The organism is Thalassobaculum sp., assembly GCF_965223715.1.
Lineage (GTDB): Bacteria > Pseudomonadota > Alphaproteobacteria > Thalassobaculales > Thalassobaculaceae > Thalassobaculum.
Map to the genome: position 1 here is coordinate 920,048 of NZ_OZ245012.1, position 23,725 is coordinate 943,772.

Here is a 23,725-nt window from a genome sequence, read left to right on the forward strand (position 1 = left end):
GGGACACGCGGACCTCGAACGACCTCTGACTAGACCCCCAGCCCCCTAAACCGGATCGCGGATCAGCGGCATGGTGGAGCAGTGGATGCCGCCGCCATTCAGCATCATCTTCTCGTAGTCGATGGTGGTCCACGTCACCCCGGCGGCGGCGAGCTTGTCCAGGGTCTCGTTGGTGCCGCCCTGGGGCTTGATCAGCCGGCCGGGCGCGACGGCCAGCGAGTTGATGATCGCGCGGTTGTCGGCCGGGCTGATCTCGATGGTGCGGATGCCCTTTTCCTTCAGCACCTCCAGGAACGAGTAGGGCAGGCGGTCCTGGTCGATCAGGGCGAGATCCCGGTCGACCATGAGGAACTGGCCGTCGATATGGATGTCGTGGCCGGGCAGGTCGATGGCCAGAAGCTCCACCCCCTGGGTCGCCAGCACCTCGGCGATCTGGCGGGCCGCCTCCCGGTTGACCCGAATGCCGCAGCCGACCACGGCGGTCTTCGGGTCGATCCAGGCGAAGCTGCCGCCCTCGAACAGGGCGGTGCCGGACAGGGTGCGCAGGATCGGGATGCCGAGATCGGCGAGCGTGCGGGTGATCGCCAGCACCTCGCCCCGGCGGATGCGCGCGCCCATGCGGCTGATGATGGCCCCGCCCTTCACCATGACGAAGGGATCGCGGGTGTAGCAGGATTTCAGCCGCCCGTCGGTCACGCCCTGGATCTCGAACACCTCCACGCCCTCGGCCTTCAACGTGGCCACCAGCGCGTCGTGCTGGGCGCGCATCTCGTCGAAATCGGGCACGCTCTCGCTCTGGAAATACCAGCCGTGTTCCACATTTCCGAAGGAGCCGGTGGACGCGATCCGCTGGGACGGGTCGACTACGTCCATCTCCGGGCCGGGACGGTGCACCATCACCGCGCGCAGGCGGCCCACATCGTTGTCGACGCCCCAGTTGCGGCCCCAGATGGCGGTCATCTCGTCTTCGGTATGGAAGGCGGGCTCGGCCGGGGCGGCGAAGAGGCGGATGGTCTCGTTATAGACCCAGTGGGCCGACGGCTTGACGGTCATGGGGTGTCCTTCGTCGCTCGCGTTTCATCCGCCCAATGGTGCGGTGCAGCGAGCGCAGGCGCCACCCGTTGATTTGTCGAATACCGCTCCTTACCCGGGGTCCGGCGTCCCGAAGGACGATCCGGACCCCGGGCCTCCCCCCGGAGCTCAGGAGAACGCGAACCAGCCGCTCTGCAGGTCGCCGAACTGGATGCCGACCAGGGTGATGGTGTTGCCGCCGCCGAGATCGATCAGGACGTGTCCGTCCCCGGTAACGCTGGCGGCACTTCGCAGGTCGTCGAACGTGTCGATCGACGTTCCGTTCGGGTTGGCGGCGATGCGGATCAGGTCGCCACCCGCCCCGTCGAAATCGGCGATCGTGTCCAGGCCCGACCCGGAGGCGAAGGTGAAGACATCGGCCCCGTCGCCGCCGGTCATCACGTCGCTGCCGGTGCCGCCGGACAGTGTGTCCGCGCCGACACCGCCGACCAGGCTGTCGTCGCCCTCGTCGCCGAACAGGATGTCGTTGCCGCTGCCGCCATAGAGGGCGTCGCCCTCCATATTGCCGTGCAACAGGTCGTCGCCGAGATTGCCGTAGAGCGTGTCCCAGTGCTGGCCGCCATAGAGGCTGTCGTCGCCCTGACCGCCGTACAGGGTATCGAGCCCCTGGTTGCCATAGGCCACGTCCGCGGCCTGATTGCCGTAGAGCACATCCTCGTTGGCCCCGCCCCAGACAGTGTCGGCCTCCGTGCCGCCGAAGACGATGTCGTTGCCGTTTTCGCCGTAGAGCTGGTCCAGCCCGCCGCCCGAGCCGACGATGTCGTTGCCGTCCCCGCCATACAGCGTGTCGTCGCCGACGCCGAGCGAGATGTACTGGCCGCTGTCGTCGCCGACGACGAAGTTGTTGCCGGCGCCGCCGGTGACGGTGGCACTGCCGAGGATCGAGGCGAACTCGATGTTGTCGAGCTGCAGGTTGGTCGATGTCGGCATCGAGCGTACGTCGATCACGAAGGCCTCTGACTGGCTGCCGCCGGTGCTGCCGCTGAGCACGATGGTGCCGCCGGAGGAGGAGCCCGTCGTGGTCGGCACGATGGTCCGCACATCGACCGTTGAGGTCGTGGACAGGGTATTGAGGAAGGTCTGAGCCCCGGACTTCAGCCCTGTTCCTCCGGATGACTGGCGGCCGTCGATCGCCGACAGCAAGGTGGAAGAGGCGGTCGACCCGCTCTGGGCGGTGGCGGGCCCGGAGCTGGTGAGGGAGACCGACGCGGGCAGGGTCGCGGTGACCACGTTGCCGTTGTTGCCGGTGTTCTGGATGATCGAGGCGGAGGCGGTCCCGCTGCCGTTGTTGGTCAGGGTCTGCGAGGTGGTGGTGCCGCCGCCGGTGTTGGAGGTGGTCGTGGTGACGGCGATCGTCCCGGAACCGCTCGAACCACCACCGCTCGATCCGCCGCCCCCACCGCCACCGGAATCGCCACCCCCACCGCCCCCACCGCCGCTGGATGGGGCGACAAGGCTGATGGTCGTGTTGCCGCCGGAATGGGTGGCGCTCCAGGTGCCGCTCGCGGAGGTGACGCCCGTCAGGTTGAGACTGCGGCCGCCACCGAGCGACAGGCTGGCCGAGGCGGTATTTCCGTTGAGCGAGGACAAGTCGGTGCCGGTGACGATGATACTGTCGCCGACCGCGAAATCTGTGACCGTGTCGCCGTTCAGGTCATCGACGGATCCGCTGAAGGTATCGGCCCCGCCCCCGCCGGCCATGGTGTCGGTGCCCGCGCCGCCGATGATCCGGTCGGCGCCGTCGCCGCCGCTGATGTCGTCGTTGCCGCCCAGCCCGTTCAGCGTGTCGGGCCCGGCCGTGCCCGACATCGTGTCGTTGCCGCCCGTACCCTGTGACAGGGCGAGGGTGGTCTTCGAACCGTCATAGGTGGCCACCCAGGCGCGCCCGTTCCCCAAAAAGCTATCCAGGGTGATGGTCGAGCCGTTCACCGTCAGGCTGGCGCTTGCGGCCGTCCCGTTCAGGGAGGAGGCGTCAAAGCCGGAGATCTCGAAGCGGTCACCGTAGTCGAAGCCGGCGACGGTATCGTCGGCCCATTCCGCCGTCGTCCCGACAAGCACATGATCGCCGGCGGTGAGCTGGATCCGGTCGGTGCCGGTGCCGGGATTGATCGTATCGTTGCCCCCGCCGCTGGACACCGTGTCGTTGCCGGCCCCGGCCAGAACGGAGTCATTCCCGCTGCCGGCGTTGATGTAGTCGCCGCCGTCCCCGCCGCTGATCGTGTCATTGCCGGCGCCGCCGGTGAGCGTCTCGGCGTCGGAACCACCGAAAATCAGATCGTCGGCATCGCCCCCGCCCAGCACGTTGCTGCCCGCACCGCCGCTCAGCGTGTCCGCGCCGTTCCCGCCCGACAGCGTGTCGTTTCCGGCGCCACCGAACAACTGGTCGTTGCCATCGCCGCCGGCGAGCCAGTCGTTTCCGTCTCCGCCGCTGATCGTGTCGTTGCCGCCGGCGCCGGCCAGGGAGTCGTTGCCGCCGAGGCCGCGCTGCAGGTCGTCGCCCGCGCCTCCGGTGACGGTATCGTTCGCGCCCGTGCCGACATTGAGGGTCAGGGTGGTCTTCGATCCGTCATAGACAGCACGCCAGTAACCGGTCAGCGACCCAAACGAGATGGTCTGGCCGTTGACGGTCAGGGTTCCTTGCGCCGCCGTATCGTTCAGCGACGAGGCGTCGTAGCCGTTGATCTGAAGACGGTCGTCATAGCCGAAGCCGCCGATGGAATCGGTGCCCAAATCCGACAGCGTGCCGAATACCAGGTCCTCGCCGCTGCCCAGGACCACGTAATCGTTGCCGTCTCCAGGCTCCAGCGTGTCATTTCCCGCGCCGCCGGACAGGGTGTCATTGCCGCCGCCGCCGGAAAGCACGTCGCCGCCGTCGCCGCCGTCGAGCGTGTCGTTGCCGGTATAGCCGCTCAGGGTGTCGTTGCCGGTGCCGCCAAAGAGAACATCGTTGTGCTCCCCGCCGCGCAGCAGATCGTTGCCTGCTCCACCGGACAGCGTGTCGTGCTGGTTGACGCCATTCAGCGTGTCGTTGCCACTGCCCCCGACCATCAGGTCAGCGGCGTCAAAGCCAAAGAAATCGCCGCCCGTGAGTTCGTCGTCGCCGGCGCCGCCGGACAGGGTATCGGAGCCGTCACCGCCACTCAGGCTGTCGTTGCCTGTGCCTCCGAACAGCGTGTCGGTATCGTTTCCACCGACCAACCGGTCGTTTCCCTCCCCGCCCGACAGCACGTCGTTTCCCGCAGCGCCGCTGAGCGTGTCGTTGCCGGCATAGCCGTAGAGCGTGTCGTCACCCGCCTGGGCGGAGATTCGGTCGTCGCCGGTGGTGCCTGAGAGGACGTCGTTGCCGGTGGTGCCGACGATCGCCGGCCCCGTCAGCAAGGCTGGATACTTGGCCCGGGCATCGACGGTGAAGATCGGCTCCACCCAGTCACCGTCGGCGTCGCGCAGGATCCAGTCGCCGCCCAGCGCCAGGCTCCCCACCGGCATAAGCGAGCCGCAGACATGGGCCTCCAGTGCGACGCTGAGGAAGCGGGCGAAGCTCGATCCCCGGGGACCGGCCAGCACGGAGCAGCCGTACAGCACGACGCTGGCGTTGACGCACAGGCCGGTGGCGATGGTCTGCAGGGTTTGATGACTGAGGACGAGGGCGGCAAGATCGATCCGGCTGCCGGCGAGAAACAGCGCGCCCGGCTTGCCGTGACTGAGGATGTGCAGTGATGGGACGTCGCGCCGCTCGGCCATGAAGTCGGCGATTTGGCCGAGGCCGCTGCGGCCCGGGATCAGCAGCAGGATCTCGACGTCGTCGCCCAGGTCGTCGATCAGGATCTCGGCGTCTTTGACGTCGGCATCGACCACCAGCACGGGTTTCGCGGCGGATGCCTTGGGCAGGAATTTCTGTCGGGTTTCCAGCGAACTCATTTGAGGTTTCCTTTTTGGATCCCACAAGCCTCGGCATCGTCCCGTCGACGGGTTCTCGTCGGTTAAGGAACGATTAACCTTAGTATCCATGAGTTTTTCGGAGCGCGGTTTTCCCAGCGTCTCAGAAGTCTTGCGTCGGTGTCTCAAATGCGGGGTCGCGAAGGCGTCTGGCCTCCGACCGGCCCGGCGTGCTCGGATGGCTTCAGGCGCCAAGACCCGCGGAAGAGGATGGGATGGAGACGGATCGGACCAGGACGATGACAGGGGACGAGGCGCTCAGCGCCTTCGCCGCGACCCTGCGCTGGGAGGATGTTCCCGAGCGGGTGCGCCACGAGGCCAAGCGTTCGCTGATGAACATCTTCGCCACCGCGCTTGCCGGCTGCCGAGAGCCGGCGGTGGAGATCGTGCTGCAGACGACGGCCGCTTATAGCGGGCCGCCGACCAGCACGGTGATCGGCCGGACCGAGCGGCTGGACGCGCCGAGTGCGGCCTTCGTCAACGCCATGGGCGCCAACATCTTCGATTTCGACGACACCCACGAGGCGACGATCATCCACCCCGCCTCGGTGGTCTTCGCGCCGATCTTCGCCCGCGCCGAGGCGCATCCGTTCTCCGGCGCCGACGCGCTGCGCGCCTTCGTCATCGGCGGCGAGGTGATGTGCCGGATCGGGTTGGCAGTGTCGCCCTACCACTACACCCACGGCTGGCACATCACCTCCACCTGCGGCGCCTTCGGGGCGGCGGCTGCGGGCGGCGCGCTGGTTGGCCTGGACGCCGAGCAGATGAACGGCGCTTTCGCCACGGCGGCAGCCCAGTCCTCCGGCCTGGTCGACACGCTGGGCACCATGGCCAAGAGTGCCAGCGTCGGCGGGGCGGCGCGCAACGGGCTGATCGCCGCCGAGCTGGCGTCGCGCGGCTTCTCCGGCCCGGCCCGGCCGTTGACCGGCGCGCGGGGCTATCTCGCGGTCTACAGCAGCGACGCCGACGCGGCCGCACTCAGCGACGATCTCGGCCACCGCTGGGAGATCGCCGACAACGCCTACAAGCCCTATCCGGTCGGCGTGGTGCTGAACCCGGTGCTGGATGCCTGCCTGGAGCTCTATCTGGAGGAGGAGGTGCGGGCCGGCGACCTGGCTTCGGTGGAGCTGACCGGCCACCCGCTGCTGCGCCAGCGCACCGACCGGCCCGACATCGCCACCGGCCGTGAGGCCCAGGTCAGCGCCCAGCATGCCATCGCCATGCTCCTGACACACGGACGGGCGGGGCTGGGGGAGTTCACCGATGCCGCCGCGGCCGAGACGGCGGCGTCCGGCCGGCCGCAGGTCCGGTTCCACGACGATGAGGGACGTGATGTGGCATCCGCCGTGGTGACCCTGCACCTGAAGGACGGCCGCACCCTGACCCGTGAAGTCCAGGCGGCGCGCGGCTCCAAGACCAACCCGCTGAGTGACGGCGAACTGGAGACGAAGCTTGCCACCCTGGCCGGCGGGGTCGGGTTCACGGGGGCGGTGGACGCACTCATCGAGGCGATCTGGTCCCTCGACACGGCGTCCGATGCCGGCGCTGTCGTGCGCCTCGCGGCGGGAGGCTGAGATGCTGACGGGACGTACCGCACTCGTCACCGGCTCCGTCGCCGGTCTCGGCTACGCGCTCGCCGAGGGACTGGCGGCCGCCGGGGCCGATGTGGTGATCAACGGGCTCTGCACGCCCGAAGAGGGCCGGGCCGCCGCCGATCGCCTGGCTGCGGATCATGGGGTGAAGGCGGCGTTCGATCCGGCCGACCTGCGCGAGGCCGCGCAGATCGAGTCGATGGTCACCGGCGTCGTCGAGCACTTCGGTTCGCTCGACATCGTGGTGAACAACGCGGTGATTCGGCATTTCTCCTCAATCGAGGACTTCGCGCCGGCCGATTGGGAGGAATCCCTCGCCGTCAACCTGACCGCCCCCTTTCATACCGCGCGGCTTGCCCTGCCGGGGATGAAGGCCCGCGGCTGGGGGCGGATCGTCAACCTGTCCTCCTATTACGGTTTCCGGGGGGCGGAGAACCGGATCGACTACGTCACCACCAAGACCGCGCTGATCGGCATGGCGCGGGCCATCGCCATCGAGACGGCCGGGACCGGCGTGACCTGCAACGCGCTGTGCCCCGGCTCGGTCCTGACCCCGGCGATCGAGGACCGGATCGCCGGCATCGCCGCGCAGAGCGGGGAGGACGTGGAGAAGGTCGCCAAACGCTACGCCGCCGACCGCAGTCCGATGGGCCGGTTCGTCGATCCGGCGAAGCTGGCGGCCGCCCTGGTCTTCCTGTGCAGCCCGGCGGGCGACGACATCACCGGCACCGCCCTTCCGGTCGATTGCGGCTGGTTCGCTGCCTGAACGTGTTCTGACCTAGGAGCCCGGCGGCTCATCCAGCCGGACGATGATCCCGGCCAGGTCGTTGCGGACCGGCGAATAGCGCTCCATCACCTTTGGGTCGTGGCCGGGGATGATCCGGTCGTCGCTGCCGGCGACGGCGCGCAGCCGGTCGAACCCCTCCAGCATCTCGCCGATATGGAAGGCGGTGGTGAAGGGCCGACCGGTCTCCATGTTCTCGTAGAAATGGGTGACGTCGGAGGCCAGCACGACCCAGCCCCGGGCGGTGTGCACGCTGACGAACTGCAGCCCGGCGGAATGGCCGCCCGCCCGATGCACCCGAATGCCCGGCGCCAGTTCGGCGTCGCCGTGGTGGAACACCACCCGGCGGTCGTAGTTCAGCCGCACCATCCGGCAGACGTCGTCCACCTCGAAGGAGTGGGCGAGACGGGGATACTGCATGTAGCGGCCAACCGCGTAGTGCAGCTCCGTCTCCTGCAGGTGGAAGCGGGCGGTTGGGAAGCAGTCGAAATTGCCGGCGTGGTCGTAATGCAGGTGGGTGACGATCACGTCCTCCACCTCCTCCGGCGTCAGCGACAGCTCAGACAGGCTCTCCACCGGACAGCGCAGATAGGTGCGGCCGCGCCGCTCCCCGACCGCGCGGGTGAAGCCCGTATCGATCATAAAGACTCGCTCGGGGCCGACCGCCACCCAGGCAAAATAATCCATCGGCATTGGCCCGTCATGGGGGTCGCCGCCGATGAAATGGTCACTGCGCCGGGCCTCGCGCGTGGCATAGCGGATGGCGTAGAGCGCGTATCGGGGCAGCTCCGGGGCGGCACTGGGCATGGCGGCTGCTCCTGTGGGGGAGGGCCGCGCGGGCCCGCCTCGTGGTGAGCCGGTGATCCTCCCCCGAGTAGTTCGGACTTGGCCGCCGCCGTCAAGGCGGGCCGCAGGCGGGGGTGGCGGCGGATCAAGCGGTTACGCTCCTCCGCCGGCCGTCACAAGGGGCAGGGCGATGGCGATGGCGTAGACCGCCAGCATGGCGGCACTCTCCACCCCGATCCCGGCCGGTCCCTCGCGCTGGCGGTAGAGCTGCCCGAGGGTCAGGACGGCGGTCATGATCAGCCCGACCGCCAGCCAGTACAGATCGTCCGGCCCGATGGCGTGATACAGCGACCCGTCGCGGTAGCCCACATCAGAGATCGTCAGGAACAGGATGTCGAAGGTGTTGCCGCCGATGATCCCGCCGACCGCGAGCTGCAGCGCCCCGCGCCGCACGGCGGCCAGCGTGGTCACCAATTCCGGCAGCGAGGTCACCACCGCCGTCATCAGGGCACCGACCGCCGAGGCGGACAGGTCGTAGCGGTCGGTCAGGGTTTCGGCGATCTGGGCGATGATCCAGCCGATGGCGCCCATCGCCAGCATCAGCGCGAAGAATGAGGCGAACAGCAGCGGCGTCGCCGGCCCGTCGTCGCTCTCCGGCTCCGGCTCGTCGGGTCGCGTGTCGCGGGTCTTCACGGGCCGCCACATGGGCTGCTCGCGGATCCGCCGGGTGGCGACCACACCGACGATATAGATCGCCACCAGCAGGATCGACACCGGGTGGACGCCCAGCACCGACACGTCCGGCCCGGTCAGCGCGAACAGCGGCAGGGCCAGCATCAACATCAGCAGCGCGCCCTGGAAGACGTTCGACAGGTCGGCGGCCGCATGTTCCAGGTTGACCTTGCGGTGCAGGATATCGGCCAGCGCCAGGAAGGCGGTCTGTGCGGCGATCCCGCCGATGCCGTTGGAGAAGGCCAGGGACGGTCGGCCGTCCAGGGCGGCGGTCAGCGACACGATCGAGCCCGACAGCGAGGTGGCGGCACCCAGCAGCACGCCGCCGACCAGGGCTTCGCCCAGCCCGGTGCGGTCGGCGATCTGGTCGGCCTGACCGGTCATGCGCAGCCCGCCGAGCAGAATGCCGACGGCGCAGGCGGCGAAGATGCCGAGCAGCATCGGTGTGGAGAGATCGGAGAACATCAGAGGGCAACGGACCAACCCGCCGCCGGTTCGCCGGAAAGACGTTCAGCCGGCCGGCGTTCCCGAGACGATGATCTCCAGAACCTCCTGCTCGCTGGTCTCCGCGATGCGCCGCTCGCCCACATTCTGCCCGCGTTTCAGCACCATCACCCGGTCGCCGACCTCGAAGATGTCGGTCAGCCGGTGGGAGATGATGACCTGGGCGACCCCCAGCCGCTTCAGCTCCATCATGGTCTCCAGAAGCTGGTTGGTCGCCATGACGGACAGGTTGGCGGTCGGCTCGTCCAGGATGATCAGCCGCGGCTGGAACGAGATGGCCCGGGCGATGGCGACCGACTGCTGGCGGCCGCCGGAGAGGCTCTCCACCTTCTGATAGACCGAGTTCACGTCGACCTTGAGCCGGCGCAGCACGTCGGCGGCATCGGCGTACATCTTCTTTCGGTCGACGAAGAGCCCTTTGCGCGGCCAGCGGCCGAGGAAGATGTTCTGGCCCACGTCCATGTTCCCGCACAGCGCGAAGTCCTGGTAGATCATCTCGATCCCCCGGTCCCGGCTCTCGTGCGGGCTGCGGAAATCGGTGTGTTCACCGTCGACGGTGACAGTGCCGGTATCGCGGTGATAGGCGCCCGTCAGGATCTTCATCAGGGTCGACTTGCCGGCCGAGTTGTCGCCGACCAGGCCCAGGATCTCGCCATGGCCGATGGAGAAGTTCACGTCGCTCAGCGCCTGGATCGCACCGAAGCTCTTGCAGATCCCGCGCATCTCGATGAACGGGGCGGGGGACGTGTCAGGCATTGGATTGCCTCCTGATGCGGCGGCCGACGAGCAAAGCGGTGAGCCGGGCGAGCGGGCGGGACTGGCGCAGCCAGATGTCGGTCAGCACCGAGACGATCAGGATCAGCCCGATGATCACGTTGACCCAGTGCTGCGGCAGCACGATGGACTCGCCCGACGCCGTGACGATGTTGAGCTGCAGGATCGCCCGCACCAGGGTGATGACGGCGGCCCCGGCGAGCGAGCCGATCAGCGTGCCGTAACCGCCGAAGATCGACCCCCCGCCGATGATCACCGCGGCGATGGCATCCAACTCGCGGAACTGGCCGGCGACCGGGTTGAAGCTGCGGAAATAGGCGACGTTGATCACGCCGGCCATAGCGGCGCAGAAGCCGCAGAGCAGCAGGGCCATGATCCGCACCCGGTTGGTGTCGATGCCTGCATAGTCGGCCGCCCGCCGGTTGCCGCCGGTGGCGTAGACCGCCTGGCCGAGCGGGGTGCGGGCCAGCACGAGGCCGGCGATCCCGGCGACGATGAGCAGCCAGAGGGTCTGAACGCTGACCACGTCGGCAACCGATCCCAGAAGCCCGCCGGGCGGGGCGAGGCCGGCATAGTCCAGGATGTCGCCGACCTTGCGGCCGATCAGGTTGAAGCCTTCCGACCAGCCGGTGAGCTGCTGGCCCGACACGATCCAGGCGGCGACGCCGCGGGCGATGTAGAACATGCCCAGCGTGGCGATGAAGGAGGGCAGACCGAAGCCGACCGTCACCATTGCGTTAACCGAGGCGGCGAGGAAGCCGGCGAGCAGCCCCAGCGCCATGGCCGAGACCGGATCCAACCCCAGCACCTTCAACCCATAGGCCGCCGCGCTGCCCGCCAGCGCCAGAACGGCGCCGACCGACAGGTCGATGTCGCCGCAGGCGATCACGTAGGTCAACCCGACCGTGAGCAGGGCCAGTTCGGTATAGTTCAGTAGGATCGCGAAGCTGTTGGACAGGTGCCACCAGTAGTCGGGCCGCAGGGCCAGGCCGACCATCCACAGGGCCACGGTCAGGAGGATGGCCAGGGCATCGCGCCGGGCCAGGAAGCGGACAATCGGATTGGTCGACAGGCTGAGCTCGCCGCCGCCGGACGCCCGTGTCTGGGCGCCGACCAGGGCGATCCCGCCCAAATCCGGGATCGGCGGCGGCGGCCGGTTGCGCAGCCTTGCCCAGAGTCGCGCGAGCAGCCGTCGACGGATCACATAGGGCTCGATCAGCACCGCGACGATCAGCAGCGCGCCGATGAAGGCGGGCACCGCCCCGGCCGGCAGGGTGGAGACGGCATTGACCTCGATCTTCTGGCCGCCGATCTCCAGGATCCTCGTGATCGGCACGCCCTCGCGCAGCACCTTGTTGATCAGCACGATCAGCAGCGCGCCGAGGAAGCTGCCGATCACCCGGCCGCGGCCGCCGAGGATCGAGGCGCCGCCGACGATCACCGCGGCGATCACCATCAGCTCGGTCAGCAGCCCGGCCTGGGACGTCACGCCCTTGTCCTGGGCGACGGTCATCAGCGCCGCCAAAGTAGCGCAGAGGGAGGAGAGGACGTAGGCGCGGATGCGGACCAGATTGGTCGGGATGCCGGCGTATTTGGCGGCCTGCTCGTTGCCGCCGGTGGCCAGGGTCTCATAGCCCCACCGGGTCTTGCCCAGCACCACGGCGCCGAGGGCGACGCAGATCAGGGCGACGGCGATCTGGTTGTTGAAACCCCAGCCGTTGGTCTCGCCGAGCTGGAAGAACGCCTCGTACTCCCGCGCCTTGATCGGATAGAGCACCGACCGCCCGCTGGTCAGGCCCAGCACCAACCCGCGACCGATGAACAGCATGGTCAGCGTGGCGATGAAGGCCGGCACCCGCAGATAGGTCACCAGCACCCCGTTGATCACCCCGATCAGCGTGCCGAGCACGACGCAGACCGCGATGGCGGGGACCACGCCCATGTCCATCCGGTTCGGGTCGAAGACGATGGAGAAGACGACGGCAACCAGGCCCAGGGTGGAGCCGACCGAGAGGTCCAGGTCCTTGTTGGCGATGACAAAGGTCATGCCGACGGTCATCACGGCCACCCGGGCGCTGTCGCGGAACAGGGCGTGCAGGGCGTCGGTGGTGCCGAAGAACGCCGGATTGAGCGCAGCACCGGTGATGAACAGCACGGCCATCATCGCCAGCAGTCCGGCCTCCCAGGCGCCGACCAGCTCGCCGGGTCGTCGCCAAGCCGGTCGCGCCCCCGGTGTCGCTCGTGTGTCTGTCATGGAGGGTCCGGTTCCCAGGGGGCTCGGGCGGCGGGAGGAGGTTTGCCCCTCCCGCCGGAAAGGCTCAGACTAGTTCTCGAACCGCTTGCCGACGCTGCCGACGCTGTCCTTGGTGACGAGCTGGGCGCGGGTGTCGAGATTGGCGGCGGAGATGCCCCGGTCGATCTGCAGGTAGAGCTGCATGACCGGCCAGAAGCCCTGCAGGAACGGCTGCTGTCCCAGCGCGCCGGTCAGGTCGCCGGAGCGCAGCGCCTCCTGCTGGGCCGGGCCGAGGTCGAAGCCATAGGCGCACATCTTCCCGCTGTTGCCGGTCTGGGCGACCGCCTTGGCCAGGGCCGGGGTGAACACGTTGTTGCCGGCGAAGGCGCCGACCACGTCGCCGCGGCTCTCGATCAGCGAGATGACGCTGTTCAACGGGTCGTTCATGTCGGCCGACACGCCGACGCTTTCCGGCCCGGCATCGACCTTGAAGTTGTCGAGCGTTCCGGCCTTGGCCAGTCCGGCGACGATCGCCTCATAGGCGGCGGTGACCCGCCGGTTCACCTCGATATTCCCCATGGCGGTGTCGTTCGGCAGCAGGATGGTGCCGCTCTCGATGCCGCGCTCCTGCAGGCACTGCACCAGCGCTTCGCCCGCGATGGCGGCGGCTCCGGCGTCCTGGCCGGTATGGCTGATCGCGTTGCGGTTCAGGATCGAGCCGTCATAGGAGTTGGTGGTCGCGACCGGCAGGCCCTTGTCCATGGCCGCCTTCACGATGTCGTCATAGGCGCCGACCTGGGGCGTGGTCATGATCAGCCCGTCCAGGGTCGGGTCCTGGATGATCTGGTTCAGGATTTCGATCTCGCGGGCCGGGTCGTCGGTCGGCGACTCCGAACCCAGCAGCAGCACCTTGGCGCCGATCATGTTGGCCGCCGTCAGCGCGCCCACATAGACCGGATCGAAGAAGCCGTTGCCAGCGGTATGGGTGACGATGGCGAAGGTCAGGACCCCGTCGTTGGAGTGGAAGTCCTTGGTCCCCGGGGCCTCCTTGGCGGCCTCCTCGAAGCTGTAGCCGCCGACGGCCCGGTCGATGCTGCCCGACTGGGCCATCGCCCCGGTGGCGGCGAGACTCAGGGCGGATGCGAGAAGCAGTGTGCGTAGCGCTGACATGGGCGTGTCCTCCACTCTCTCAATTTTCTATCGGCGTTTGTCTCCTTGGCCGGACGGTCCCGCCGTTGTGACCGCCGTGTCCGTCGACCCGCCGAGGTCAGTGCCAGCCGGCATCGACGATGTAATGCTGACCGGTGCAGCCCCGGGCCTCGTCGGAGGCGAGGAACAGGACCGGTCGGGCGATGTCGATCGGGTAGAGCTTCTGTTTCAGGCATTGCGCCTTCATCAGGTCGGCTTCGGCCTCCGGCGTCAGCCAGTTGTCGAGCTGGCGCTGGGTCATGATCCAGCCGGGCACCAGGCAGACCACCCGGGTGCCGTCGGGCCCAAGATCGCGGGCGAGCGAGCGGGTGAGGCCGAGCACGCCCGACTTGGATGCGGTGTAGCCGGGCATCCCCCCCTGGCCGACCATCCAGGAGATCGAGCCCAGGTTGACGATGGCGCCGCCGCCGGCCGCCCGCATGCCGGGGGCCACAGCCTGGGCGGCGAAGAACTGATGCTTCAGGTTCACCGCCATCCGGTCGTCCCAGTATTCCGGCGTCACCTCGTCCATGGGGTGGCGCTGGTCGTTGGCGGCGTTGTTGATCAGGATCGTGATCGGGCCCTGGACGGCCGCGGCCGCCGCGATGGTTTCGCGCAGCCGGTGCGTGTCGGTCACGTCGCACCGGTAGAACGTCACGGCGCCCCCGGCGGCGGTGAGCTCCTCGGCCAGGGCCTCGGAGGCATCCGCATCGATGTCAAGGAAGGCGACCTGGGAGCCCTGGCGGGCAAACTGCCGCACGATCTCGGCCCCGATCCCGGACCCGCCGCCGGTGACCAGCACGCTGCGGTGCGCCAGGCTCGGATACGTCGCCACTTGCTCGGTCATCGCGGTCATTCCCTTCTGTCGTGAGAAGCCGATCCCGGCGCGCCGAAGGCGCCGGGGTCGGGTCGATGTCAGGTGGTCGGCGGAGGGCCGGCTACTGGGCGAGGCAGCTGTCGGCGGTCTCGGGCGTGCATTCGTCGAGACCGGTGAAGAGCGGGTCCTCCACCGACTTGCCCTCGATCAGCTCGATCATGACCGTGGGTGCCCGGTAACCCATCTCGAACGGCCGCTGGCCAACCTGGACGTGGCTGCGCCCGGCCTTGAGCGCGTCCATCTGCGGCGGCAGGGTGTCGCCGGCAACGATGATCAGTTCCTTGCTCTTCAGCTTGTCCATCACCTGGTCGGTGACCTGGGCATAGGCCTGGGGGGCGAACTGGGCCCAACCGCCGATCAGGATGAAGGCGTCGAGGTCCGGATTGGCGGTGAACGTGTCGGCCATCTGCTGGTTGGCGAGGTCGACCTGGTCGTTGGTGAAGACCGGGCAGCCGTCGATCTCGGTCCAGCCGCCCTGGCCGGTCAGCCGGTCGGTGCCCTTGGCCCCGGCGATGGTGTCGCGGAAGCCTGCGGCCCGGGCGTTGATGTTGTCGGCCGCGACATTGCCGAGCTGCAGGCAGACCGTGCCGCCGGACGGCTTCAGCCGGGCCGCGTGCTCGGCCATCTTCACGCCCATCAGGTAATTGTCGGTGCCGAGATAGGTCACCCGCAGGCCGCGGTCGGCCTCGATGAAGTCGGCGTCGATGGTCATGACCGGGATGTCCGGTGCGCGCCGCTTGATCAGGTTGCCCATGGCCGGGGCGTTGGACGGCGAGATGGCGATGGCCGCCACGCCGCGGGTCAGCAGGTCGTCGACGATCTGCACCTCGCCGGCCTCGTCCGCACTGGAGGCGGGGCCGGTGTAGAGACAGGTGTATTCGCTGTCCGGGTTCTCCTTCTGCCATTTCTGGCAGCCGAGATTGATCTGCTCGAAGAAGGGGTTGTCGAGACCCTTCACGACGATCGCCAGGGTCTTCTTCTCCGCCGCGTCGGCCGGGCCCGCCACCAGAGCGAGCAAGAGGGCCGCGGCGCCAAGGCCTGCAATCCGCTTCATGATCGTATCCTCCCGTCCGTCGGTTCGATCCACCGGGTTTGGCGGTTCCGCGGATTAATTAGTTAATATGAAAAATTATTTGCCTCCACGAACCGTGAGTCAAGCAAGATTGCTACCTAAGGTACAGTGATGTTGGTTGCTTTGGTCTAAATAAGTTGATATTTTGAAGAAAAAATTGGATGCCGACGCTCAGTTCGGCCCCTTCAGGGAGGAAGGAATGTCCCTCGGACATCTTGGCCGCGCGTCCCCGCGCGTCGGCTTTCTTCAGGTTCCGGTTGATATTCGCGCCGGCACAGGCGGTGGCCGCCGTGGCCGGTGACAGCCTCGCCTCGGGCGCGGGCGACACCCTGAAGGCGGCGATCGGGCGCCGGCAGCACGCCAATTGGCTGCGCTGGATGGCCGGGCAGCAGACCTTCTGGATCTTCCTGGCGGCGGTGATCGCCTGCGTGACCCTGTCGCTCGCCACCGACACCTTCGCCACCGAGCGCAACCTGTTCAACGTCACCCGCAACTTCGCCTTTGTCGGGATCGTGGCGCTGGGGATGACGGCGGTGATCGCGTCGGGCGGCATCGACCTGTCGGTCGGCTCCACCCTGGTGCTGGCGGGGATCGTTGTTGGCGGGGCCATGGAGGCGGGGCAGCCGCTGATCGTCGCCTTTCCCCTGGCGATCGGTGCCGCCCTGTGCATCGGACTGCTGAACGGGGTGCTTATCGCTTACGTGGGCATGCCGCCCTTCGTGGTGACGCTCGGTACCCTGGCGCTCGCCCGCAGCCTCGCCATGGTCCTGTCCAACAACAAGATGATCTATCAGTTCGGCCCGGACCAGGACCTGCTGCTGGCGCTCGGTGGTGGATCGACCTTCGGCATCGCCAACCCGGTTCTGATCCTGTTGCTGCTGGCAGGGCTGATCGGCGTCGCCTTCCGTTGGACCCGCTGGGGACGCCATCTCTTCGCCGTCGGCGGCAACGAGGAGGCGGCGACCATGACCGGCGTGCCGGTGCGCCGGGTGAAGCTTTCGGTCTATCTGGTCTCCGCCTTCTGCGCCGGGCTGACCGGTGTGCTGGAGGTCGGCTGGCTCGGCGGGGTGACCACCAACCTGGGCCAGGGGATGGAGCTGACGGTGATCGCAGCGGCGGTGATCGGCGGCGCCAACCTCGCCGGCGGGTCGGGCACGGCCTTTGGGGCAGTGATCGGTGCCGCACTGATCGAGGTGATCCGCAACAGCCTGATCCTGCTCGGCATCAGCACCTTCTGGCAGGGCAGTTTCGTCGGCACTTTCATCATCGTCGCCGTCGCCATCGACCGGCTGCGCACGGTACGCAAGACGGACTAGCGCTAACGGATCACCCAGATCGGCGGCTCGTCGGCCAGGCTGGGGTCGAGATGGGCGTGCATGCAGATGTTGTTGCCCCGGCACGGGGGTACTTCGGTCAGGTGAACGCAGGGCGAGCAGGCGAGGCGGCTGTACTGCACCTCGTCGGTGCTGCCCGCCGGCAGGGGGAGAAGCAGGGTCTGTGGATCGGTCGGCCCCCAGAAGGACACGGTCTCCACCCCGATCAGCCGGGCGATGTGCAGCAGCCCGCTGTCGATCGAATAGAACCGGTCCATCCGGTCCAGCAGGCGCAGGCTGCCGGTCAGGTCATGGGCGCCGCACTCGTTGACGAATTCGGCCGTCGGCAGCGCCTGGGACAGCAGGGCGATGAAACGCTCGGCCGCCGGCCGGTCCTGCTTGCCGCCAAACAGGTGAACGGTAATGCGGGCGTCGCCCAGCCGGTCAGCGAGGATCCGGGCCCATTCGTCAGCGGTGAGCATCCGCTCCACGCTCAGATCCGAGCAGAAGCACCCGAGGCCGATCCGGACGGCCGGGCGCTGCGGACTGCGCGTGGCGGGCAGGCCGTTGGCCGCGCGGTAGGCGGCCCGGACGTCGTCCATTGGCGCGATGGTGCCGCCGAGGGCGCGGGCGATCTGCTCGTAATGCACATGGCTGGCACTGGCGCGGTTGTAGAAGAACAGGTGCGTCGCCACCCCCCGACGCCAGAAGGCGGTGTCCAGGTAGAAGCCGATCCGGTTGCGCGCGCAGGTCAGGCAGCCGAACACGGTGCTGAGCCGGCTGTGCACCTCCAGGTCGATGACGGTATCGACCCGCCAGCAGCGCGCCAGGGCCCGCAGCCCGGACACGAGCAATGCCCGCGCGCCTGAATCGTCGACCACGATATAATCGTCGAAGACACCGAGCGTCTCGGCGAAGGCCTTGGTCCCCCGAGTGCAGACCAGGCTGAGCCGCTGCGACGGATGGGCCCGGCGGAGCGACAGCAGGGCGGGCAGGGCCAGAACCAGGCTACCGCCGCCCAGCAGCTTGATCACCACGATGTCGCCCTGGACGCTCAGCCCGTGGTCGCGGCGCAGCAGGAAGCCGAGCGCCAGCGCCATCGGCTTCAGGATCGCGATCAGCAGGCTGCCGAGCTTGTCGTCGATCCACTGCTTGGCGCGCAGGCTCCTCATTGCGGCCGCTCCTCCTCCGGGGCGGCCGCCGCTCCCCGAAACAGGATGGCCGGGTCCGTGCGGTCGGCCAGCAGGGCGATGCCGCCCAGCAATCCGCCGAACAGGGTCACCCCACCCCAGAGCAGGGAGATGGCGACGGCGGCACTCGGCTCGACGTCGAGGAACCCCAAAGCGGTGACCATCAGCCCCTCGCGCAGGCCCCAGCCAGCGATGGAGATCGGCACCGCCAGCAGCAGCATGACCGGCAGGATCAGCGCGAACAGCGTCAGCGGGTCCAGGGTCACGCCCATGGACAGGGCGATCAGCCAGACCGTGGCCACATGGCTGGTCAGGATCAGGATGCTGCAGGCCGACAGCACCGCCGTGGTCGATCCCCGCCGCCACAGGATCGCGCTCTGCCCGGCCGCGGCCATCAGCGGGCGCAGGATCCGGCGCTCGGGCATGCGGGCGACCAGCTTGCCCATGAGGACAGGGGCGACCGGGAGGACCACCGCGACGGCGGCGGCACCCAGCAGCACGACCACGGTCAGGCTCGTGCGGGCGACGGCGTTGTCGATGATCGGGGTCAGCACCGGCAGCAGCGGCACCGACAGCACCAGGATCATGAAGATCGCGGCCGCCCGGTCGACGGCGACGGCGCCAAAGGCTCGGCTCCAGCCGATGCCGGTGCGCGCCGCCAGCCAAACCCGCACCCCGTCGCCACCGATGGTCGACGGCAGCACCTGATTGAACAGCAGGCCGATCATCAGGAAGGAGAAGGCGTCACGGAACGGCAGGGCCACGCCGTCCGCGGCCAGGATCATCCGCCAGCGCCAGGCGCCGACCGGGAACTGGGCGCATTGGGCGAGCACGGCCGCGATGCCGAAGACCGGATCGATCCGGGCGAGCTGGGCCAGCACCGCCTCGCGGTCGACAAGGGAGAACACCCAGGCGAGCAGGCCGAGGGTGACGCAGACCTTCAGCCCGGTCTTCAGATAGCCGGCCATCACGGAAGCGACCGCGCCCAAACGGCGCCGGCCGTCATCGCACATCCGTCCGGCAGGGCCAGGGTGAACTGGGTCGACGGCTTTACCGGGGCCAGGGCCTGGGACGGCCAGATATCGAGGGGCAGAAGGGCCAAACCGGTGCTCGGGCTGAAGGTGAAGGACGGGGTTTCTGCGCCGGCCTCCCAGGAGAGGGTGGCGTCCCCCGTCTCACCCATACAGGTCAGCGTCAGCCCAAGGAAGTCGATTGCCCCCGGTTGCCCCAGCGCGACCTCGACCACGCGACCGTCATGGGTCACCGTGGCGGGCAGGGGGCGGAGGTCCTCGGCGATGGTGTCGGCCGAGGCCCCCCAGGCCATCGGCAGGTGCTGCAGGTTCGGCCGCGCCCAGATCGAGTCGAGCTGGGCGATGCCCTCCTCCCGGGACAGGACCGGGGAAGGCGCGCGGCCGGGTTCGATCAGGGCGGTGAGCCTGCCGTCCGTCCACACGGCGTAGCGGCCTGCGTTCAGCTCGGCCAGCAGGTGGCGGTAGAGCAGCGGCGTGCGCAGCGGCGGCGGGAAGGGTTGGCTGGTGGTGTAGCCGGCATCCACCAGCACCAGCGGCACCGGATCGGCGCGCAGCCGGGCGATGGAGCGGGTCTGCATGCCCTGGGTCGCCATGGTCGCGACAGCCCCGCTCTCCACCGGCACCCGGCGTCGCAGGTAGAAGTAGTTTGAGTTGCGCTCGGTCAGGTCGAGATAGGTTTCGTCTGCCGTCAGCACGCTGTCGACCAGATCGTGCACCGGTTTCACCAGCACGATGAGGCTGGGCGACATGAGCCCGGTACCGAGCGCCGGAATGCCCTCCGCCGCGCCGTCGATCCAGCGGCGGCTATCACTCTCGCGGTCACGGGACTGGTGCAGCCGGGCCAGGGCAGCGGGGTCGATTACTGCGCGGAAGGCCGGGCTCAGCAGCCCGATCGGCACCAAGGCCAGCCACAAGGCGACCAGCAGGTGCCGGGGCGACAGCATCGCCACGACCATCGGCAGCAGGATCGCCAGGGCGAAGACGGTCTGCGCCCCGGTGCGCGACGGGCCGCCCAGGTCGATGCGGCCGAGCGTGTGGCCGATCGTGCCGAGCAGGTAGATCAGCACCGCAATGGCCATGAAGAGCCAGGTCCCGCAGAGCTCCCGCCGTGTGGCGGCCAGAATCCACGTACCGATCAGACCGACCGCGACCGGGATCCACAGCGCGCGCAGCACCTCCCAGGCGACCGGCCCGAGCGGCATGTCATGGGTGAAGGATTCGGTCCAGGGCAGGCCGTGCACCGCCTCGTAAAGGGCGCGGTTCTCCAGGATGAAGCGGATCTGCGCCCAGAGGACCGGCCCCGGTCCGTATCCGGCCAAGCCGAGCACGATGACCAGGGCGAGGAGGAGCAGCACCGCACCCACCGCGATCGTCAGGGCGCGGCGCTGGGCCTGCCAGGCGCGCCACAGCATCAAGGCGATGACCGGCAGCAGGGCGACAGAGGCGATGGCGCCCTGCCCGGGCGCGAGGCCGACGAGGGCAACGCAGACCGCCAGCGCGGCGCAGAGCCAGGCAACCGGGTGGCGCGTGCGGGTTCGGGAGATGAACCAGGCGAAGCTGGCGGCGACCAGCAGCAGGATCGGCGTGCGGCCGCTGAACGGCAGCAGGACCAGGACCAGCAGGGCGGCCGGCCCACCCATCAGCCGACCCAGCACCAGGGCGGCGACCGTGAGGGTGGTCCCGCGCACCAGCGCCTGGCCTTGGGCCAGCCCGACCATGGTGCCGTCGCCGACCGCCGCCGCCACGCCGCCCACCAGCAGATTGATCAGGCCGTGGGACGGGCTGGTATCGACATAGGGAACGACCCCGTGGCGCCAGAACTGGTCCCACGGCATCAGCCATTCGCCGTGGTGATAGAGGTCCAGCGGGTTGTCCATGCCGTAGGCGATGGCGCCACCGTCTCCCAGCTTGAGGGCGATCGCCGCCCCGGCCACGGCCCAGGGCGACAGGCTCGGGCGGCTGTCGCCGCGGGAGCTGCGCAGAATGCAGACCGCGGCACCGGCCGAGACCAGGACCAGCAGGATCGGCAGCCCCGGTCCGGTCAACCCGCCCTGGCGCAGAAGCGTGCCATCCACCTCGGCCGGCGGCAGCAGCAGGCACAGGAACCCGGCAGCCAGCGGGACCTGGGCGACGAGGCTCAGTCGGGCGAGCCAGGCGGACCGGGCGTTCGGCGGCAGGGTGAACCCGACAAGGCTGCAGGCGGTCAGAATGGCGGGGAACCAGGCGAGATGCCCGACGCTCACCCCCGACAGAACCGCGAAGACGCCGAGATCGAGGCGCCCGAGCCCGGTGAGGACCGCTATGCCGGATACGGTCCCCACTACCGGCAGCAGCAGCCCCCAGCCGGCATCCTGCGCCCAGTGCTCGGGATGGTGCCGGCCGATCACCGCCTGCAGTCCGGCCAGCAGGACCAGTCCGGCGGAGATGAACAGCCAGAACGTATCGGCCAGAACCTCGGCAACCGGTGCCGGTGGTGCGATGACGCGGGTGGCGAGCCAGTAGACGGCCGGCATCAGGGCCAGCCACAGCACCCGGTGCAGCTCCGGCTGCGCGTGCTTTCGCAGGATCTCCAGCCCGGCGAAGCCGCCCCCTGCGACCAGGAGCAGGACCCACAGGAACCGGCTCTCCAGCGCCTTGCCGCCGCCGAGCATGCTCATCTCTCCGGCAACGAAGCTCGGGTGAGGGGCAGGGGCGACCGGACCGGAGCCTGCGACCGCTGCCAGGGCCGCGGCCCCGCCCAGAACCAGCCCAGCGATCAGCGACCCGGAAAGGGCACTGACCGAAGGCGTTCCGGCATTGGCATCAGGCATCGTGCAGGGTCTTCGTCGGTCCCGGGCGGCGCTTGATACCGTACAGGGTCCTGACATTTCCAGGGGATACTGATTTCCCGGCGGGCTCCGGAAACGCCGCCTCCTGCGAAATCGACAGCCCGCAACCCCCGATCGTCTCCGGCGTTGCTTCCGGCAAGGGGCGACAGCCGATGGAGAAACGGACATGGCCAAGAACCACGGGCCGAGCGTGAAGGACGACGAGACCTACCAGGCCCTGCGGGAGGATGGTGCGAGCAAGGAGAAGGCGGCGCGGATCGCCAATGCCAAGGGCGCGTCGAAGAAGGGCGGCAAATCGGAGCCCTATGAGGAATGGACCAAGGATGAGCTGTACGACCGGGCCCAGGAGATTGGTGTCGAGGGCCGGTCCGACATGAGCAAGCCGCAGCTCGTGAAGGCGCTGAGGAACCACTGACCGGACTCAGACGCCAGGATGGAGCCGCTTCCGAGGAGCTGCTTGCCGACAAAACTTCTCCCCGGATACCCTCGACCCTTGGCGGTGCGGTCGAGGGGGGCTTGCGGTGAAAGTCGTTGTCATGGGGGCGGGCGTCATCGGCGTCACCACGGCCTACTACCTGGCCAAGGGCGGTGCGGAGGTCACCGTCCTCGACCGGCAGATCGGACCCGGCCTGGAGACCAGCTACGCCAATGCTGGTGAGCTGTCCTACGGCATGACCTCGCCCTGGGCGGCGCCCGGCATTCCCATGAAGGCGCTCAAGTGGCTGTTCATGAAGCGCCGGCCGCTGTTCATCTGGCCGCTGATCAGCCCCACCATGTGGATGTGGGGTCTGCAGATGCTGCAGAACTGCAACGAGGACCGCTACCGCATCAACAAGAGCCGGATGGTGCGCATCTCGAACTATTCGCGCGATGCGCTGCCGGACCTGATCGCGGAGACCGGGATCGACTACGACGGGCGGTCGCAGGGAACGCTGCAGCTCTTCCGCACGGAAAAGCAGCTCAAGGGCTCGCTGGCCGACCAGGAGATCCTGGCGGAATTCGACTCGCCCTTCGAGGTGCTGGATCCGGAGGGCTGCATCGCCGTCGAACCGGCGCTTGCCGGGGTGCGCAGCAAGTTCGTGGGCGGGCTTCGCCTGACTGCCGACCGGACCGGCGACTGCCGCATGTTCACCGTGGCCCTGGCCGAGAAATGCGCCGAGATGGGGGTGGAGTTCCAGTACGGCCAGTCGATCCGCGGCATCGCCATTGAGAACGGTCGGGTCGCCGGGGTCGACACGGAGGTCGCCGGCCGGATCACCGGCGACCGGTATGTCTGTGCGCTCGGCAGCTACGGGCCCCGGGTCCTGAACCCGATCGGCGTCAAGCTGCCGGTCTATCCGGTCAAGGGCTACTCGGTGACCCTGCCGGTGACATCCGACGCACAGGCACCGCAATCCACGATCATGGACGAGACCCACAAGGTCGCGATCACGCGGCTCGGCGACCGGATCCGGGTGGCCGGGACGGCGGAGATCGCCGGCTACTCGAACCGCCTCGGCCCGCACGCGACCGACACGGTGCGCTATGTGATCAACGACCTGTTCCCCGAGGGCGGTGATCTGTCCAAGGCGGAAGGCTGGACGGGTCTGCGGCCGATGACGCCGGACGGCACGCCGGTGCTCGGCCCGTCGCGCTACGATAACCTGTTTCTTAATACCGGACACGGAACGTTGGGGTGGACCATGGCCTGCGGCTCCGGCCGCACCGTCGCCGACGTGGTCCTCGGCCGCGAGCCGGAGATCTCGCTGGACGGTCTGACGGCTGCGCGCTACGGGCAATAAGGGGTTCCGGAC

General features: G+C 68.5%; 17 protein-coding genes. 5 read left to right on the forward strand and 12 right to left on the reverse strand.

The annotated features are described in order from the left end of the window. Nucleotides 1-45: 45 nt before the first annotated feature. Both ACOQOP_RS04310 and ACOQOP_RS04315 read right to left on the reverse strand, forming a co-directional pair. Entirely contained in the window at nt 46-1,053 is a 1,008-nt protein-coding gene (locus ACOQOP_RS04310; RefSeq protein ID WP_420565088.1) for a dimethylarginine dimethylaminohydrolase family protein, read from the reverse strand. Between the two features lie 147 nt (nt 1,054-1,200). Further along, entirely contained in the window at nt 1,201-5,010 is a 3,810-nt protein-coding gene (locus ACOQOP_RS04315; RefSeq protein WP_420565089.1) for a DUF4347 domain-containing protein, read from the reverse strand. Between the two features lie 257 nt (nt 5,011-5,267). Between ACOQOP_RS04315 and ACOQOP_RS04320 the strand changes: the two genes are divergently transcribed. Together ACOQOP_RS04320 and ACOQOP_RS04325 are read left to right on the forward strand one after the other, a co-directional pair. Further along, nucleotides 5,268-6,602: an MmgE/PrpD family protein gene (locus ACOQOP_RS04320; RefSeq protein WP_420565090.1), complete on the forward strand. Its 1,335-nt coding sequence runs from the start codon at nt 5,268-5,270 to the stop codon at nt 6,600-6,602. Between the two features lies 1 nt (nt 6,603). Then, complete coding sequence (locus ACOQOP_RS04325; protein WP_420565091.1) at nt 6,604-7,386, forward strand: SDR family oxidoreductase; 783 nt, start codon at nt 6,604-6,606, stop codon at nt 7,384-7,386. Nucleotides 7,387-7,398: 12 nt separating this feature from the next. Here ACOQOP_RS04325 and ACOQOP_RS04330 read toward each other — a convergent pair whose 3' ends face one another. From ACOQOP_RS04330 to ACOQOP_RS04360, 7 genes are all read right to left on the reverse strand, one after another. Then, nucleotides 7,399-8,211 carry an N-acyl homoserine lactonase family protein gene (locus ACOQOP_RS04330; RefSeq protein WP_420565092.1) on the reverse strand — a complete coding sequence of 271 codons (813 nt, stop codon included), beginning with the start codon at nt 8,209-8,211 and terminating at the stop codon, nt 7,399-7,401. 132 nt (nt 8,212-8,343) lie between these two features. Further along, on the reverse strand, nt 8,344-9,387 hold the full coding sequence (locus ACOQOP_RS04335; protein WP_420565093.1) for a sodium:calcium antiporter: 1,044 nt from the start codon (nt 9,385-9,387) through the stop codon (nt 8,344-8,346). Between the two features lie 45 nt (nt 9,388-9,432). After that, a complete protein-coding gene (locus ACOQOP_RS04340; protein WP_420565094.1) occupies nt 9,433-10,182 on the reverse strand; it encodes an ATP-binding cassette domain-containing protein in 750 nt (249 codons plus the stop codon). Next, nucleotides 10,175-12,454 carry an ABC transporter permease gene (locus tag ACOQOP_RS04345; protein ID WP_420565095.1) on the reverse strand — a complete coding sequence of 760 codons (2,280 nt, stop codon included), beginning with the start codon at nt 12,452-12,454 and terminating at the stop codon, nt 10,175-10,177. Before ACOQOP_RS04345 ends, ACOQOP_RS04340 begins: the two co-directional genes overlap by 8 nt. Nucleotides 12,455-12,523: 69 nt before the next feature. Beyond that, the gene (locus ACOQOP_RS04350) at nt 12,524-13,603 is read right to left on the reverse strand and encodes a substrate-binding domain-containing protein (protein ID WP_420565096.1); all 1,080 of its coding nucleotides are present in this window, start codon (nt 13,601-13,603) and stop codon (nt 12,524-12,526) included. Nucleotides 13,604-13,700: 97 nt separating this feature from the next. Next, entirely contained in the window at nt 13,701-14,468 is a 768-nt protein-coding gene (locus ACOQOP_RS04355; protein ID WP_420565097.1) for an SDR family NAD(P)-dependent oxidoreductase, read from the reverse strand. Between the two features lie 91 nt (nt 14,469-14,559). Next, nucleotides 14,560-15,552 carry a sugar-binding protein gene (locus ACOQOP_RS04360; RefSeq protein WP_420565098.1) on the reverse strand — a complete coding sequence of 331 codons (993 nt, stop codon included), beginning with the start codon at nt 15,550-15,552 and terminating at the stop codon, nt 14,560-14,562. 308 nt (nt 15,553-15,860) lie between these two features. Here ACOQOP_RS04360 and ACOQOP_RS04365 point away from each other — a divergent pair, with 308 nt between their 5' ends. After that, nucleotides 15,861-16,886 carry an ABC transporter permease gene (locus tag ACOQOP_RS04365; protein ID WP_420565099.1) on the forward strand — a complete coding sequence of 342 codons (1,026 nt, stop codon included), beginning with the start codon at nt 15,861-15,863 and terminating at the stop codon, nt 16,884-16,886. Nucleotides 16,887-16,888: 2 nt separating this feature from the next. Here ACOQOP_RS04365 and ACOQOP_RS04370 read toward each other — a convergent pair whose 3' ends face one another. Genes ACOQOP_RS04370 through ACOQOP_RS04380 form a run of 3 tightly spaced genes read right to left on the reverse strand, consistent with a single transcriptional unit; the run spans nt 16,889 to nt 21,914 of the window. After that, nucleotides 16,889-18,055 carry a glycosyltransferase family 9 protein gene (locus tag ACOQOP_RS04370; RefSeq protein ID WP_420565100.1) on the reverse strand — a complete coding sequence of 389 codons (1,167 nt, stop codon included), beginning with the start codon at nt 18,053-18,055 and terminating at the stop codon, nt 16,889-16,891. Then, a complete protein-coding gene (locus ACOQOP_RS04375; RefSeq protein WP_420565101.1) occupies nt 18,052-19,041 on the reverse strand; it encodes a lysylphosphatidylglycerol synthase transmembrane domain-containing protein in 990 nt (329 codons plus the stop codon). The genes ACOQOP_RS04370 and ACOQOP_RS04375 overlap by 4 nt, the downstream gene beginning before the upstream one ends. Beyond that, nucleotides 19,041-21,914 (reverse strand): hypothetical protein, encoded by a 2,874-nt coding sequence (locus ACOQOP_RS04380; RefSeq protein ID WP_420565102.1) that lies wholly within the window; start codon nt 21,912-21,914, stop codon nt 19,041-19,043. The genes ACOQOP_RS04375 and ACOQOP_RS04380 overlap by 1 nt, the downstream gene beginning before the upstream one ends. Before the next feature lie 184 nt (nt 21,915-22,098). Here ACOQOP_RS04380 and ACOQOP_RS04385 point away from each other — a divergent pair, with 184 nt between their 5' ends. Further along, nucleotides 22,099-22,347, forward strand: a complete 249-nt coding sequence (locus ACOQOP_RS04385) for a DUF7218 family protein (protein WP_420565103.1) — start codon at nt 22,099-22,101, stop codon at nt 22,345-22,347. 106 nt (nt 22,348-22,453) lie between these two features. Further along, nucleotides 22,454-23,713 (forward strand): D-amino acid dehydrogenase, encoded by a 1,260-nt coding sequence (locus tag ACOQOP_RS04390; protein WP_420565104.1) that lies wholly within the window; start codon nt 22,454-22,456, stop codon nt 23,711-23,713. Nucleotides 23,714-23,725 lie beyond the last annotated feature (12 nt).